Origin of the sequence: Micromonospora narathiwatensis (assembly GCF_900089605.1) — a bacterium.
In the GTDB taxonomy this organism is placed as follows: domain Bacteria; phylum Actinomycetota; class Actinomycetes; order Mycobacteriales; family Micromonosporaceae; genus Micromonospora; species Micromonospora narathiwatensis.
Genome location: NZ_LT594324.1, coordinates 4,178,015 through 4,191,142, shown reverse-complemented (window position 1 = coordinate 4,191,142; position 13,128 = coordinate 4,178,015). Strand labels below are relative to the sequence as shown.

The following is a 13,128-nucleotide window of genomic DNA, read 5'->3' as shown; positions in this document are numbered from 1 at the left end:
GGGTTACCGGGCCGGGACCGGCGGGTAGACCGCGGTGCCGACACCGAGAGGGGAGCACCATGACAACGGTCGGAGAGTTCATGACGACCCGGTTGGTGACGATGGACGGCAACGACACCCTCACCGCCGCGGCGCAGGAGATGCGCGACAGCGCCATCGGCGATGTGGTGGTGACCGACGGCGACAACGTGGTCGGCATCGTTACGGACCGGGACATCACGGTCCGCGGCGTGGCCGAGAACATGGACCCCAACACCACCCGGCTCAACCAGATCACCAGCAAGGACGTGGTGACGGTGAGCCAGTACGACGACGCGGTGGCCGCCGCCGACCTGATGCGGACGTACGCGGTGCGCCGCCTGCCGGTGATCGACGACGGCCGCCTGGTCGGGCTGATTTCGATGGGTGACCTCGCGGTCGAGCGGGAGCCCCAGTCGGTGCTCGCCGACATCAGCGCCGACGATCCCAACAACTGACCCGTCCGCCGCGGTGACGCCGGCTCCCCGCCCGGGGGGCCGGCGTTCGCGCGATCCGGGTCCTCCGCCAGCCCGACGCCGGCCGGACGGCGGTCACCCGATCCGGGCGAGGTTGACGTCGTACCCGGCGGGGACCCGTCCTCGGACGCCGGGGATCGCGGGAGGAGTAGAGCGGATGGTGGACGCGACCACGAGGTTCTTCGAGGAACTGGACCGGCGGGGGTTCGAACCCCTGCTGGCGAAGACCTCCGGGAGCCTGCGCTTCGACCTGCACCAGGGGGCGCAGACGACACACTGGCTCCTGGACATCGACCGGGGCAACCTCCAGGTCCGGCAGGAGGACCGGGAGGCCGACACGGTCGTGGGCACCGCGCCGCGCCTCTTCGGCGAACTGGTCACGGGCGAGGAGAACGCCATCGCGGCCCTGCTCCGCGGCGACATGACCGTGGCGGGCGACCTGCGGCTGCTGCTCCAGGTCGAACGGCTGCTGCCCGGTCCGCCGCGTTCGCAGGGGCCGCGGCGCGCGTTCACGCGGGAGGTGCGTTGATGGCGGGCAACACGGTCCGGATCCTCGACGGGAACACGTTCGTGGTCTCCGAGGACACCGGCGACATCGAGGCGACGCCGAGCGAGCCGACCGGTCTCTTCTCCATCGACACCCGGTTCCTGTCCAGATGGGTGCTGACGATCAACGGGGAGCGACTCAACTCGCTGTCGTACGACGACCTCCAGTACTTCGAGGCGCGGTTCTTCCTGGTGCCCGGGTTGGCCACGCACTACATCGACGCGAAGCTGTCGGTCATCCGGGAGCGGGCGGTGGGCGGCAGCTTCCGGGAGACGCTGACCATCCTCAACCACGACGAGAAGGCGGTCGACCTGGAGATCCGGATGGAGGCCGGCTCCGACTTCGCCGACCTGTTCCAGGTGAAGGACGAGATCCTGAACAAGAAGGGCGAGATCTACTCCGACGCCGAGAGGGACCGGCTCCGGCTGGGCTACCGGCGGGGCAACTTCAAGCGGGAGACGGTCATCTCCGCCACCGTTCCGGCCAGGTACGACCGTGAGGGGTTCGCCTGGAACGTCCACCTGGAACCCAACGAGCAGTGGGACACCGCCATCGAGGTGCAGACCGTGGCGATCGGCCCGGGTGGCCGGGACCTGCGGATGGGGCTACGGGCGCACGGCACCGAGCGGCTGGTCCTCCAGCGTGACCTGGAGGAGTGGATGACTCGGGCGCCGAAGGTCAACAGCGAGCACCCCGAGCTGGCCTCGACGTACCGGCGCAGCCTGATCGACCTGGCGGCGCTGCGCTTCTCGCCGCTCTCCCTCGGTGGGCAGACGCTCCCGGCCGCCGGACTGCCCTGGTTCATGACCATGTTCGGCCGGGACAGCATCCTCACCTGCCTCCAGGTGCTGCCGTTCGCGCCGGCGCTCTCCGAGACCACGTTGCGGATCCTCGGCGGGTTGCAGGGCACCCGGTTCGACGACTTCCGGGACGAGGACCCGGGCCGGATCCTGCACGAGATGCGATACGGCGAGACGGCCGCCTTCGAGGAACAGCCGCACTCGCCGTACTACGGCTCGGTGGACGCGACGCCGCTGTTCGTGGTGCTCCTCGACGAGTACGAGAAGTGGAGCGGCGACGTCGCGCTGGTCGAGGAGTTGGAACAGGAGTGCCGGGCCGCGCTGAAGTGGATCGACGACTACGCCGACCTGGTCGGCAACGGCTACATCTGGTACGAGCGGCGCAACACCGACACCGGCCTGGAGAACCAGTGCTGGAAGGACTCCTGGGACTCGATCTCGTACGCCGACGGCAAGCTGCCGCCGTTCCCGCGGGCCACCTGCGAGGTGCAGGGGTACGCGTACGACGCGAAGATGCGGGCCGCCCGGCTGGCCCGGGAGTTCTGGAACGATCCGGCGTACGCCGACCGGCTGGAACGCGAGGCGGCCACGCTCAAGGAGCGGTTCAACCGCGACTGGTGGGTGGCCGACGGCGAGTACTACGCCCTCGGGCTGGACCCGGACGGCCGGCAGTGCGACGTGCTCAGCTCCAACATCGGGCACCTGTTGTGGAGCGGCATCGTCGACGAGGAGCGGGCCGCGAAGATCGCCGAGCACCTGGTCGGGCCGCGACTCTTCTCCGGCTGGGGGGTACGCACCCTGGCCGAGGGCGAGGTCCGCTACAACCCGATCGGTTACCACAACGGCACCATCTGGCCGTTCGACAATTCCTTCATCGCCTGGGGTCTGCGGCGGTACGGCTTCGCGGACGAGGCCGCCACCATCGCCAACGGCATCCTGGACGCGGCGCGCTACTTCGACGGCCGGCTGCCGGAGGCGTTCGGCGGCTACCACCGGGAGCTGACCAAGTTCCCGGTGGAGTATCCGACGGCGTGCAGCCCGCAGGCCTGGTCGACGGGGGCCCCGCTGCTGCTGATCCGGACCATGCTCGGGCTGGAGCCGCACGAGGGGCACCTGTCGGTCGACCCGCGGCTGCCGGTCGGCATGGGCCGGATCGAGGTGCTGGACATCCCGGGCCGGTGGGGCAAGGTGGATGCCTTCGCCCGGGGCCGCCTGGACCTGCACAGCCTGGCCGCCTGACCGGGCGTCTCGACGCGCGACGCCGCCGGTGCCAGCCGGCGGCGTCGGCGTGTGGTCAGTGCCCCGGCAGCAGCGCGTCGGCGTGCGCCTCGGTGCGGGGGAGCAGGCAGAACTGGTTCCCCTCCGGGTCGGCCAACACGGTCCACCGGGGCAGTTCGCGGACCACGGTCGCGCCGGCCGCCAGCACCGCGGCCCGCTCCTCGGCGTCACCCACCAGGTCGAGGTGGATCCGGCCGGAGGAGGGCAGGTCGTCGGCGGGGCTGATCCAGACGTCCGGCCGGTGCCCGGACGGGTCGCGCAGCAGCACCGCCTCGGTCGGCCCGAGCGACCCGTCGGCCAGCTTCGCCCGGTCGTCCTCGACCACGGGCAGCCCGGTGACCATGCTCCAGAACGGGGCGAGCAGGTACGGGTCACGGCAGTGGATGACGATCGCGGCGAGGTCGGGCATGTCCTGACGGTAGTCGGGTCAGGCGGCCGGCAGGACGCTGTCCAGGAAGGCGGCGGTGACCGCCCGGATGTCCGGCCGGGCCAGGTCGAGGGCGTGCCCGCCGTGGGTGATCCAGCAGTGCACCGGGTGGCCGGCGGCGAGCAACTGCCCGCTCAACGCCAGCGACTGTCCGGCCGGCACCGCCGCGTCCTCCCGCCCGTGTACCAGCAGCACCGGTACGCCGGACCCGAGGTGGGTGGCGACCGTGGCGTCGACGGTGGCCGGGTCGCCCGTGGCGGGCGGGTGGCCGAGCAGGTCGGTCCACGGGTCGTCGTGGGCGCGCAACCGCCGGTACCGCGGGTCCAGCGGGTCGACCGGTGCCCAGTACGCCAGTGCCGCCGCGACGTCGCCCGGCCGGTCCACCCCGCGCAGGGCCAGGTGCAGGGCCAGCATGCCGCCGGCCGAGTCGCCGCCAACCAGCAGCGGCAGCCCGCCGGCCGCGGACCGGGCCGCCCGGGCCGCCGCGCGTACGTCGTCGAGCTGGGCCGGCCAGCGTGCCTCGGCCACGAACCGGTACGTCGCCGCGACCACCCGCAGGCCGAGCGGCGCCAGCGCGGCGCCGTCCTCGTGGTACCGGGCCCGCCAGCCGCCACCGTGGATCCAGAGCAGGACAGCACGTGGAGTCATCCGGGCATGGTCCCCGATCCCGGGCCGGCCGGCGAGCGGTTCTCCGCAGGGCAGAGCGCGGCTGTCGGCGGATCTCTCATCCCTACGGTCGCGTAACCTACCCGGGGTAAAGTTGCCGGATGCCGGAGCTCGTGTACCCGCCCGTGATCGCCGCCGCCAAGACGATGTTCCGGGTCCTCGACCTGCGCCTGACCATCGAGGGCAGTCAACATGTGCCGCGTACCGGGGGTGCGGTGCTGGCCAGCAACCACGTCAGCTACCTGGACTTCATCTTCTGTGGATACGGCGCGCAGGAGTCCCACCGGCTGGTCCGGTTCATGGCCAAGGAGTCCGTCTTCCGGCACAAGGTCTCCGGACCGCTCATGCGGGGCATGAAGCACATCCCGGTGAACCGGGCGGCCGGCGCCGGCTCGTACCAGACCGCGGTGACGGCGCTGCGGAGCGGCGAGGTGGTCGGCGTCTTCCCGGAGGCGACCATCAGCCGCTCCTTCACCGTCAAGGAACTCAAGAGCGGGGCCGCCCGGATGGCCCAGCAGGCGGCCGTGCCGCTGCTGCCGGTCGCCGTCTGGGGCACCCAGCGGCTCTGGACCAAGGGCCGACCGCGCACCCTCACCCGGCGGCACACCCCGATCACCATCCTGGTGGGCGAGCCGATGGACCCGGCCGGGTACCCGGACGCCACCACGATGACGGCCGAACTGCGCAGCCGGCTGGGCGCGCTGGTCGACCGGGCCCAGCGGGCGTACCCGGAGCAGCCCGCCGGCCCCGACGACACGTGGTGGCAGCCGGCCCACCTCGGCGGCACCGCCCCCACCCCGGAGGAGGCCGCCGAGCTGGACCGGCCGGGCCGCCGCGCCCGTACCGCCTGACCCACCCCGCGCGGTCGGCCGGGTCCGCACGGACCGCGACCGGCCGCGTCCTCGCCGGAGGTCAGCAGGCGGAGCCGGGGCGGTTCCGAGCCGGGGACGCCAGCCGCGGCCAGGCCGGGACGGCGTCCCGCGCCGGGCGGTAGTAGTCGTCCCGGGAGAGGAACTCCACCGGCAGCGACCCCGGCAGGGTCACCGCGCCCCGGGCCGGGCCCGGCGCCCCGCCGACCCGGACCAGCAGCGTGTCCCGCTCCGGCGGGGAGAGTTCCACCAGTTCGGGGTGGACCAGCCGGAAGGCGGCCACCGCGCGGCGTATCTGCCGGGCCAGCGCGACGATCAGGGGGTCCGGGCCGGCGAGAGCGAGGGACGGCTGCCGGATGGTCCGCAGGGCGTCGCAGACCACCCGCAGCTCGCCGCCGCCGTCCGAGCCGTCGGCCAGCTCCAGCCGGGACGGCCACTGCCAGCGGATCTGGCCGCTCACCAGGCGGGACAGCCGGACCGGGCGGCGGTGCCGGGGGTACGCCCGGCCGTCCCGCGCGGGGACCACGGACAACTCGGCGTCGGGGCAGACGTAGGCGAGCCGCCGGTCGGTCACCGTGACCGCCGCCGGGGCGGAGAGTTCCCAGGCGCGGACGCTCTCCGTGGGGCCGAGCAACTGCCCCGTCACCCCGAGCCGGTGCTGCCCGAGCACCCGCTCGCCCGGTTCGGGGATCAGCGCGTACCGCCGGTCGAGCACGGGACGGGCGGGGTCGTCCGCGTCGAAGCGGTGCGGCCCGATGAAGAAGGGGGCGGCGTCCTCCTGCACGGTCACGACCTCCCGGGAGACGGTTTCCGGTATCCCGAGCCTGGCCCACCCGCCGCCGGGTGTCATGACAGCCGTTAGGGGGTCGGCCGGTCGGTGGACGCCTGTGACCGGTAGATGCCGATCTCTTCCGGCCGGACGAGTCCGTCCTCGATCGCCCGGGCGAGCAGCGCCGCCTTGGTGGCGGCCGGTCGGCCCGCGCGGGTGTATTTGATCCGCGCCCGGTCCACGTACTGCTTGACCGTGTGCTCGCTGATCCGCATCCGGCGGGCCACCGACGCCTTCGACATCGACTGGAACCACAGCAGCAGGGCCTCGCGCTCCTTGTCCGACAGCGCGGGCCGGTCCGGCCGGGGATCGCCGACCATCGCCCCGGCCAGCGCCGGCGGCACGTACGGCCGGTCGCTCGCCGCGGCGAGCACGGTCGCCACACAGTGCTCGCGTCCCTCGTGCTTGGCCAGGAACGCCACCGCGCCCGCGTCCAGCGCGGCGAGCATGGTGTCCGGGTCGGTGTGCTCGGAGTAGACCACCACCCGCCGTCCGGCGGCGCTCAGCTCGGCCAGCTTGTCGATCACCATCCGCCCGTGCAGCCGGAGGTCGAGCAGGACCACCTCGGCCTCCGGGGCGGCCCGCAGCACCACGTCCGGATCGTCGCCGGTGGCCAGTACGCGCAGCCGCCGCTCGCCGGCCAGCCAGGCGCGTACCCCGTCGATCACCACCGGATGGTCGTCCACGATCGCCACGCCGATCGGCGGCCCGCCCGTCACGTCCTGCGCCACCGCGTCTGCGTCCATCTGATCTCCCCGTCCCGCTCGTGCTCGAGTTCCACCGACCCTTCCCCGTCCCCGTCCCCGTCCCCGTCCGTGTCCGGCGGGCTGGTCGTGCCCGGCGGCCCGCTCGTGTCGGGCCCGTCGTGGTCGGGGGTGACGAGGCTGACCACCACCTCGTCCGGGCCGGCGACAACGGTCAGCCGGGCCGACCCCCGGGCGTCGGCGAGTGCCGTGGTGAGCGGGTCGGTCAGCCGTCGACGCACCTCGACCGGAAGCTCCGGTGGCACGCCGACGGCGACCAGTTCGATCGGCAGTCCGTCGCGCTCCGCCAGGTCCGCCGCGGCCCGCAGCTCGTGCAGCAGCGGGTCGGGCACGTCGTCCGACTCGGCGATCAGGCGACGCAGCCGTGCCGCGGCCAGTACGCAGCGGCGGCGCACCTCCGGGTCGGCCGGGTCGGCGTCGCCGGCGGCCAACTCGGCCAGCACCTCCTCGGCGGTGCCGCTGACCAGGGCCAGCCGGGCACGCCGCTCCGTCCGGGCCCGCTCCGCCGCCACCCGTTCCGCCTCGACCACCAGCGTCGCCGCCGCCGTGCCGGCCCGGTCCCGGGCCAGGATGGCGAGCGCGCCGCCACCGACGAAGACCGCGACGGGCAGCGAGGAGGTGCCGTAGACGTACATCGCGTAGCGGGCGAGGTCGGCCGGGGCGGTCGCGCCGTCGGCGACCACCACGATGAGGGCGATCGTCGCGTGCGCGCCGAGCAGCGCCAGCAGCCACCGGACCGGCCGCCGCCAGAGCACCAGCAGGAAGAACCAGACCAGGCCGCCCCAGACCCAGTTCGCCGCGGCGAACAGTTGCTCGCCGCCGACCGCCGCGAAGACCGCCGCGTCGACCACCAGCAGCACCGCCGCCAGCCGCCGGGCGGGCGGCAGGCCGCCGCGCAGCAGGCGTACGCCGGCCGCCACGCCGACCGCCGCGGTCACCAGCCAGGCCGCGGCGACCACGGTCGAGGCGGCGGGCGAGGTGCCGGCGCCGGACAGCGCCGGCAGGTCGATCGCCAGGTGCCAGGCCAACGCGATGGTGACCGCCCCGATGCGGGCGGCCCGGTCGGAGGCGGTCGCCACCGCGCCCGCCGCCGCGCCGGCCGGCTCCGCCCGGTCGGCCCGCCGCGTCCCGTCGACCGCCCCGGCCCACCCGACGGCCGGCGCGCCGGGGCGGCGGGCGGCGCCGTCGAGGGCCGCACCCAGGTCAGTCGACACCGGTCCACTCCAGTCGGATCCGGGTGCCGGCGCCAGGGGCGGAAGTCACCTCTGCCCGGCCGCCCACCGAAGCCATCCGCCCGATGATCGACTCGCGCAGCCCGTACCGGTGGGCGGGGACGGTGGCCGGGTCGAAGCCAGGGCCGTCGTCGGCCACCTCGACCACGACGGTGTCGGCGTCCCGGGCCAGGCGCAGCGTGGTGGTGGCATCCGACGCGTGCCGGACCACGTTGGCCAGCGCGGCGGCGGCGCTGTCCGCCAGCGCGCCGGCGACCTCCGCCGGCAGCGCGCACGGCGTGAGCGTCGCGGTCACCGGCAGCTCCGGCAGCCGGGCCAGGACCGTGCGCAGCCGGTCGTCCAACGCAACCGGGCCGGCCGCCGGCGCCGACCTGGCGTCGGCCAGGGCGGCGAGGGTACGCAGGTCCGCCGCGCACCGTTCGCGCAGCGTGACCGACAGGCCGGGGAGCGCGCCGAGCCCGACCATGGTCAGCGTGCCGAGCACGGTGTCGTGCAGGTCGCGGTTCTGCCGCCGCTCGGCCTCCCGGGCGGCGCGCGCCACCACCGCCTCGCGGGCCAGCCGCTGGTAGTCGGCGAAGGCGGTGTCGGCGTGCCCGATCCGGCGCCGCATCACCGCGGATATCCCCGCCGTGATGCCGGTCTGCACCAGCAGCGTCATCGCGTGCGACCGCGCCTCGACCGGGTTGCCGGCGGCGGTCGCGCCGGTCGCGTAGCCGGCGGTGACCAGCAACCCGGCCGGGACCGACCAGCGCGCCGGGGCGGTGGCCTGTGCGTTGATCACGGTGGTGCTGGCGAGCACCGCGATCCAGCTCACCTCGCCGGGCAGCACCTCCGGCGCGACCAGCCAGGGGATCGCCAGCCCGGCCCCGGTGGTGAGCGCGACGTCGCCGGCCACCATGGCACCGGTGGCCCCGTGCCGCAGCGCGCGGACCGCGTACCAGACGGACCAGGCGGTCAGCACGGCGACCACCGGCACCAGCAGCGCGACCCGGACCGGCGGGGTGCGGACCGCCAGGGCCACCACCGCAGCGACCAGGCCACAGGTCAGCCGGAGCAGCGCCGGCAGGGTGGTGAAGACCAGAGTGAACGCGCCGCCTCCCGGCCGGTCCAGCGGGGCCGGGGGCGAGGTCGTGACGCCAACGACCGGCATCGGGGGAGGGTCCTTCCGGCTGCGACCCGGTCGGGTCCGGCGGCCTAGATCGACGCCGGAGAATAACATGCCAAACCGTAACCGGTCACCCTCGGTGCGCGGCGGGTCGCTGCCCGGCGGGCACCGAGGGTGACCGGTGCCGTCCCGGCGGATCGCCGATGTGGCGGTGTTCGGGATGGGCTTTTCCCGCCACCTCGCCGATCCGGCGCCGCTCGACGCCGGCGAGGTCAGCCGACCCGGTCGAGGAAGTCCAGCGTGCGGCGCAGGAGCAGGGTCGTCGCGGCCTCGTCGTACGCCTTCGTGCCGCGATCGGTGAAGAGGTGGCCGCCGCCCGGGTAGAGGAAAAGCTCGGCGGCGTCGATCTGGCCCGCCACCTCCCGCATGACCGGCACCTCGGCCAGCTCGTCGTCGGCCATCGCGTGCAACTGCGCCGGGACCCCGGCCGGCCAGGGGCCGCCGAAGCTCTCCGGCGGCACCGCGCTCTCCAGCAGCAGCGCGCCCCGCGCGCCGGGCCGCCGCTGGGCGAGCGACTGCGCCGGCAGCACCCCGAGCGAGACGCCGGCGTAGACGATCCGCTCCGGCAGGGACGCGGCGGCGGCCGTACCCCGTCGAATGATCTCGCCGAAGCCGATCCCCTCGGCGTGCGCCACGCCCTCTTCGACAGATTCGAACGTGGCGCCCTCGTACAGGTCGGGGGTGTGCACGGTGTGGCCGGCTCCGCGCCACCGGTCGGCGAACTCCAGAAAGCCCGGGGTCTGCCCGAGGGCATGGTGGAACAACAGAATCTCGGTCATCCGCCCACGGTAGGCGGGAGATACGACAAGCGCCGGTCCCGTGGGCCAGCCGATGTCGCTGTTCCACGGTGCGGAGGACCAGGGTCGTTTCGCGGGTGTGTCGCAGGTCACATTTAGTGTCTGGTTGGGTTGTCGAATCGGTCGTCTCCCGGCCGTCGGCAATGGTGAGAGCCGGCGCGGGCCGGTCAACGAGGGAGGCGACATCGTGCGACTCACGATCACCACGTTCCTGACCCTGGACGGCGTCATGCAGGCCCCCGGCGCCCCCGAGGAGGACCGCAGCGGCGGGTTCGACCTCGGCGGGTGGCTGCCGCCGCACTTCGACGAGACGGTCGGCGGCTACATGAGCGCGGTCCTCGACCGGGCCGACGCCCTCCTGCTCGGCCGCCGCACCTACGACATCATGGCGGCCTACTGGCCGCACGTCACCGACCCCGCCCAGGGCGGGTCCGACAACCCGCTCAACCGGCTGCCCAAGTACGTCGCCACGAACCGTACCGACGAGCTGACCTGGTCGGGATCGCAGCGCCTCGGCGACGACCTGGTCACCGCCATCACCGAACTGAAGAACCGGCCCGGCCGCGAACTCCAGGTGCACGGCAGCGGGGCACTCGCCCGCTCGCTGATGCGCGAGGGCCTGATCGACACGTACCACCTGCTGGTCTTCCCCGTGGTCCTGGGCCGCGGACAGCGACTCTTCGTCGACGGGGTGCCGCCGGCCGGCCTGCGGCTGACCGACACCCGCACCTCCGCCAGCGGGGTGACGATGCTGACCTACGACAGCGCCGGCGCGCCCGCCTTCGGCACCGTCAAAGGGTGACGACACGGGCGTCTGCGGACCGGGGGCCAGCTACGTGTTCTGCGGAATCTGGCTCAGCCGGTGGCGTGCGTCTTCCAGGCCCTTCTCGTTTCCCTCGTTGTTCGCGAGTCCGGTGAGGTCACCGGTGGCCAGGCGGCGGGCGAAATAGTCAGCCTGCACCGCCCAGCGGAACCGCAACATGGTCGGCAGCCCGTGCTCCACTTCGGCGCGGGTGAGGGTCCGCCTCGTCAGATACGCCTCGATCAGGCAGACCGCCCGGCGAGGGCCGCCGGCGTACATCACCGCCGAGGCGAGGTCATAGAGCAACGGACCGGTGATCGCCACGCTCCAGTCGATCAGCCCGCAGACCCCGGTCCGGCGGTCCAGCAGGAATGCCTCCGGCGCCGGATCGGTGTGCAACAGGCCCCAGGAGAGCGTCGACGGGTCAAGAGCCTCGTACGCGGCCACCGCGGCGGCGACCGCCGGCCGGATCCAGGGCCGTACCGCCAGATGCGCGGCCTGGACATCCACCCAGTGGAATCGGTCGGCGTCCTTGACCGAGACCTCCCGCAACACCTCGTGCACCCGGCCGAGGGTCCGGCCGATCAACCGCTGCTCGTCGGGGGTGCCGCCGGACAGCCCGTCCCCGTCGACCCGACGCAGCAGCGCGAGCGGAATCCCCTCGACGTCCGCGATGATCTCGCCCTGTCGGGTCGTCGCCGGGGCGCCTGTGGGGATTCCCGCCGCGTCGACGTGGCCGGCGACGGTGAGTCCGCCCAGGAGGGACCGGCGTGCAGCCGGCGCGACCGCCTTGGCGACCCAACTCTCCGCCCCGGCCGTGACGAACCAGGTCGCCGAGTTCATGCCCCCGTGGTGCGGCTCCACCGTCGCGTCAGTCACGCCCCAGAGGTTTGCCAGGCACGATCGCAGCTTCTCCTCGGCAATCATCCGGTGAAGTGAAGCAGCGAGGGGCGTGACTGGCGAGCGACTTGTGCTGCCGTTGCCCTCGCGTACGCCGGCTACTCCTTGACGGCACGTACGTTGCACGGTCGCCGGATGCTCGATCCTGCCGGGCATCGCGGCGCGCAAGGGCTGTTACTGCCCAGCCTTCTCGGCGACGTAAGTGCCCCGCTGCGGGACCGTCATCACCAGCCCGCGGTCCCGCAGCAGGCGTACGGCCTGTCGGACAGTGCCCCGAGCCACGCCGTACTCCTGCTGCAACTGGGACTCGCTCGGTATCGGACGAAGTGGCTCCAGCTCGCCGTCCGCGATGCGCTTCGCCACGAGATTGGCGACCTGGACGTACAGCGGTGTCGGCGACAACGGATCGACCATGACACCACCTTCTTCAACGTCCTGAACGGCCTAGACTTGCGGTACGTACTAGACGTCTATAGACGTACAGGTCTACGGTTGGTGGCAAGGCCGGAACAACGGGAGGTGCTGATGTTGTCTAAGTGGCGCAGGCTGGTGCGGAACCGGTGGTTCGGGCGGAGGGAATCCGCTGACCTGACGGGGCCGGCAACGCTCTATCAGAACCGCTCGGGAGCGCTCAGCCCACAGGCGGTCACTCCGGTCCAGGTCCGCCGAAACTCCGGACACTCCTGGGCGAACGAGCCGACGAGGGAGTACCAGCGCGCCCCGCTGTTGACTCGCGGGCAGGCATACCGGGCCGGAGGCTGGCGTGCCTGAGATCCCGTTCGCCGTCATCCTCGCGTCGTACTGCGTCGCCTACCACGAGCGGAACAATTGCTCGGTGTGCACAGCCAGCGGATGCCTTCGGCTGGCGGACGCAGAACTCACCCTCGACAAGTTTCGGGCGGAGCGGCTGGAGCGGCATCGGCTGCGCCGGGCGAGCGCCTGACCGCCGAAGCAAAACGTGTTGTCCATTTCGGGGAGCTCAGGCTGACCGGGCGACCCAATAGGTCTGCTTGTGGCCTCGGGCCTCCATCCGGGCGGCCGTTGAGTCCGCCTCCGTCCGGCTGTCGTGTCGGGAAACCTCGTACCGGTTGCCGTTGTCGTCCTGCCGCCACACGGTCCAACCCCTGGGGCGGTCCTTGGCCAGATGCCCAGGCATCGGCCAGATCGTGGTGAACGCATCCTCCGGCCAGCCCGGCAGCAACTTACGGCTGATCGACATGAACACCGGACCATGCGAGGTGTCGATACGCCAGTTCTCCCACTGGTCCAGATCGTGCGACGCGAGCCGTGCCAGCAACCGCGTCAACTCCTGGACCTCCGCGTCACTCAGCGGCCCGCCCGGATCCGGACTCTCCATGCGGCCAGGATCCCAGACCGACCCCACGCGATCATCACCGATAGATCTCCCGTCTCCGGGGCGTCGCCCTGGACGCTGCTCGGTTGCAGCCAGATCGGACTGACATGAACGCCTACGCCCACGTCGTGCCAGAGTTCGAGCGGGCCGCCGTGGACGAGGCAGCTCTTCGGCTGACTTGACTGTACGAATGGCTGTATCGGC

At 72.8% G+C, this 13,128-nt stretch carries 16 protein-coding genes; 6 read left to right on the top strand and 10 right to left on the bottom strand.

Features of this window, described 5'->3' with window-relative positions:
- Positions 1-59 precede the first annotated feature (59 nt).
- The 3 genes from GA0070621_RS17980 to GA0070621_RS17970 all read left to right on the top strand — a co-directional run bounded on the left by GA0070621_RS17980 (position 60) and on the right by GA0070621_RS17970 (position 3,080).
- On the top strand, positions 60-476 hold the full coding sequence (locus tag GA0070621_RS17980) for a CBS domain-containing protein (protein ID WP_091197272.1): 417 nt from the start codon (positions 60-62) through the stop codon (positions 474-476).
- A 175-nt stretch (positions 477-651) separates the two neighbouring features.
- Entirely contained in the window at positions 652-1,023 is a 372-nt protein-coding gene (locus GA0070621_RS17975; RefSeq protein ID WP_091197271.1) for an SCP2 sterol-binding domain-containing protein, read from the top strand.
- Positions 1,023-3,080: an amylo-alpha-1,6-glucosidase gene (locus GA0070621_RS17970; protein ID WP_091197267.1), complete on the top strand. Its 2,058-nt coding sequence runs from the start codon at positions 1,023-1,025 to the stop codon at positions 3,078-3,080. The genes GA0070621_RS17975 and GA0070621_RS17970 overlap by 1 nt, the downstream gene beginning before the upstream one ends.
- 55 nt (positions 3,081-3,135) lie before the next feature.
- Here GA0070621_RS17970 and GA0070621_RS17965 read toward each other — a convergent pair whose 3' ends face one another.
- Together GA0070621_RS17965 and GA0070621_RS17960 are read right to left on the bottom strand one after the other, a co-directional pair.
- Positions 3,136-3,528, bottom strand: coding sequence for a VOC family protein (locus GA0070621_RS17965; RefSeq protein ID WP_091197264.1), 393 nt, complete (start codon positions 3,526-3,528; stop codon positions 3,136-3,138).
- 18 nt (positions 3,529-3,546) lie between these two features.
- Positions 3,547-4,194 carry an alpha/beta hydrolase gene (locus GA0070621_RS17960; protein WP_091197261.1) on the bottom strand — a complete coding sequence of 216 codons (648 nt, stop codon included), beginning with the start codon at positions 4,192-4,194 and terminating at the stop codon, positions 3,547-3,549.
- Between the two features lie 119 nt (positions 4,195-4,313).
- On the opposite strand from GA0070621_RS17960, the gene GA0070621_RS17955 reads away from it, so the two are divergent.
- Positions 4,314-5,063: a lysophospholipid acyltransferase family protein gene (locus GA0070621_RS17955; protein ID WP_091197257.1), complete on the top strand. Its 750-nt coding sequence runs from the start codon at positions 4,314-4,316 to the stop codon at positions 5,061-5,063.
- A 61-nt stretch (positions 5,064-5,124) separates the two neighbouring features.
- Here GA0070621_RS17955 and GA0070621_RS17950 read toward each other — a convergent pair whose 3' ends face one another.
- From GA0070621_RS17950 to GA0070621_RS17930, 5 genes are all read right to left on the bottom strand, one after another.
- Positions 5,125-5,865: a hypothetical protein gene (locus GA0070621_RS17950; protein ID WP_091202582.1), complete on the bottom strand. Its 741-nt coding sequence runs from the start codon at positions 5,863-5,865 to the stop codon at positions 5,125-5,127.
- A 74-nt stretch (positions 5,866-5,939) separates the two neighbouring features.
- A complete protein-coding gene (locus GA0070621_RS17945) occupies positions 5,940-6,656 on the bottom strand; it encodes a response regulator transcription factor (protein ID WP_091197254.1) in 717 nt (238 codons plus the stop codon).
- On the bottom strand, positions 6,626-7,888 hold the full coding sequence (locus tag GA0070621_RS17940) for a hypothetical protein (protein ID WP_091197251.1): 1,263 nt from the start codon (positions 7,886-7,888) through the stop codon (positions 6,626-6,628). The genes GA0070621_RS17945 and GA0070621_RS17940 overlap by 31 nt, the downstream gene beginning before the upstream one ends.
- Positions 7,878-9,056, bottom strand: coding sequence for a sensor histidine kinase (locus GA0070621_RS17935; protein ID WP_091197249.1), 1,179 nt, complete (start codon positions 9,054-9,056; stop codon positions 7,878-7,880). Before GA0070621_RS17935 ends, GA0070621_RS17940 begins: the two co-directional genes overlap by 11 nt.
- Before the next feature lie 227 nt (positions 9,057-9,283).
- On the bottom strand, positions 9,284-10,054 hold the full coding sequence (locus GA0070621_RS17930; RefSeq protein ID WP_091197246.1) for a dienelactone hydrolase family protein: 771 nt from the start codon (positions 10,052-10,054) through the stop codon (positions 9,284-9,286).
- A gap of 1 nt (position 10,055) precedes the next feature.
- On the opposite strand from GA0070621_RS17930, the gene GA0070621_RS17925 reads away from it, so the two are divergent.
- On the top strand, positions 10,056-10,670 hold the full coding sequence (locus tag GA0070621_RS17925) for a dihydrofolate reductase family protein (RefSeq protein WP_167667027.1): 615 nt from the start codon (positions 10,056-10,058) through the stop codon (positions 10,668-10,670).
- A 30-nt stretch (positions 10,671-10,700) separates the two neighbouring features.
- On the opposite strand, the gene GA0070621_RS17920 is transcribed toward GA0070621_RS17925, so the two are convergent.
- Both GA0070621_RS17920 and GA0070621_RS17915 read right to left on the bottom strand, forming a co-directional pair.
- Positions 10,701-11,549: a phosphotransferase enzyme family protein gene (locus GA0070621_RS17920; RefSeq protein WP_157740015.1), complete on the bottom strand. Its 849-nt coding sequence runs from the start codon at positions 11,547-11,549 to the stop codon at positions 10,701-10,703.
- Positions 11,550-11,744: 195 nt separating this feature from the next.
- Positions 11,745-11,984: a GntR family transcriptional regulator gene (locus GA0070621_RS17915; RefSeq protein WP_091197242.1), complete on the bottom strand. Its 240-nt coding sequence runs from the start codon at positions 11,982-11,984 to the stop codon at positions 11,745-11,747.
- A gap of 349 nt (positions 11,985-12,333) precedes the next feature.
- Here GA0070621_RS17915 and GA0070621_RS17910 point away from each other — a divergent pair, with 349 nt between their 5' ends.
- Complete coding sequence (locus GA0070621_RS17910; protein WP_091197238.1) at positions 12,334-12,513, top strand: hypothetical protein; 180 nt, start codon at positions 12,334-12,336, stop codon at positions 12,511-12,513.
- Positions 12,514-12,549: 36 nt separating this feature from the next.
- Here the strand turns inward: GA0070621_RS17910 and GA0070621_RS29600 are convergent, their stop codons facing one another.
- Positions 12,550-12,927 (bottom strand): hypothetical protein, encoded by a 378-nt coding sequence (locus tag GA0070621_RS29600; RefSeq protein ID WP_157740014.1) that lies wholly within the window; start codon positions 12,925-12,927, stop codon positions 12,550-12,552.
- Positions 12,928-13,128 lie beyond the last annotated feature (201 nt).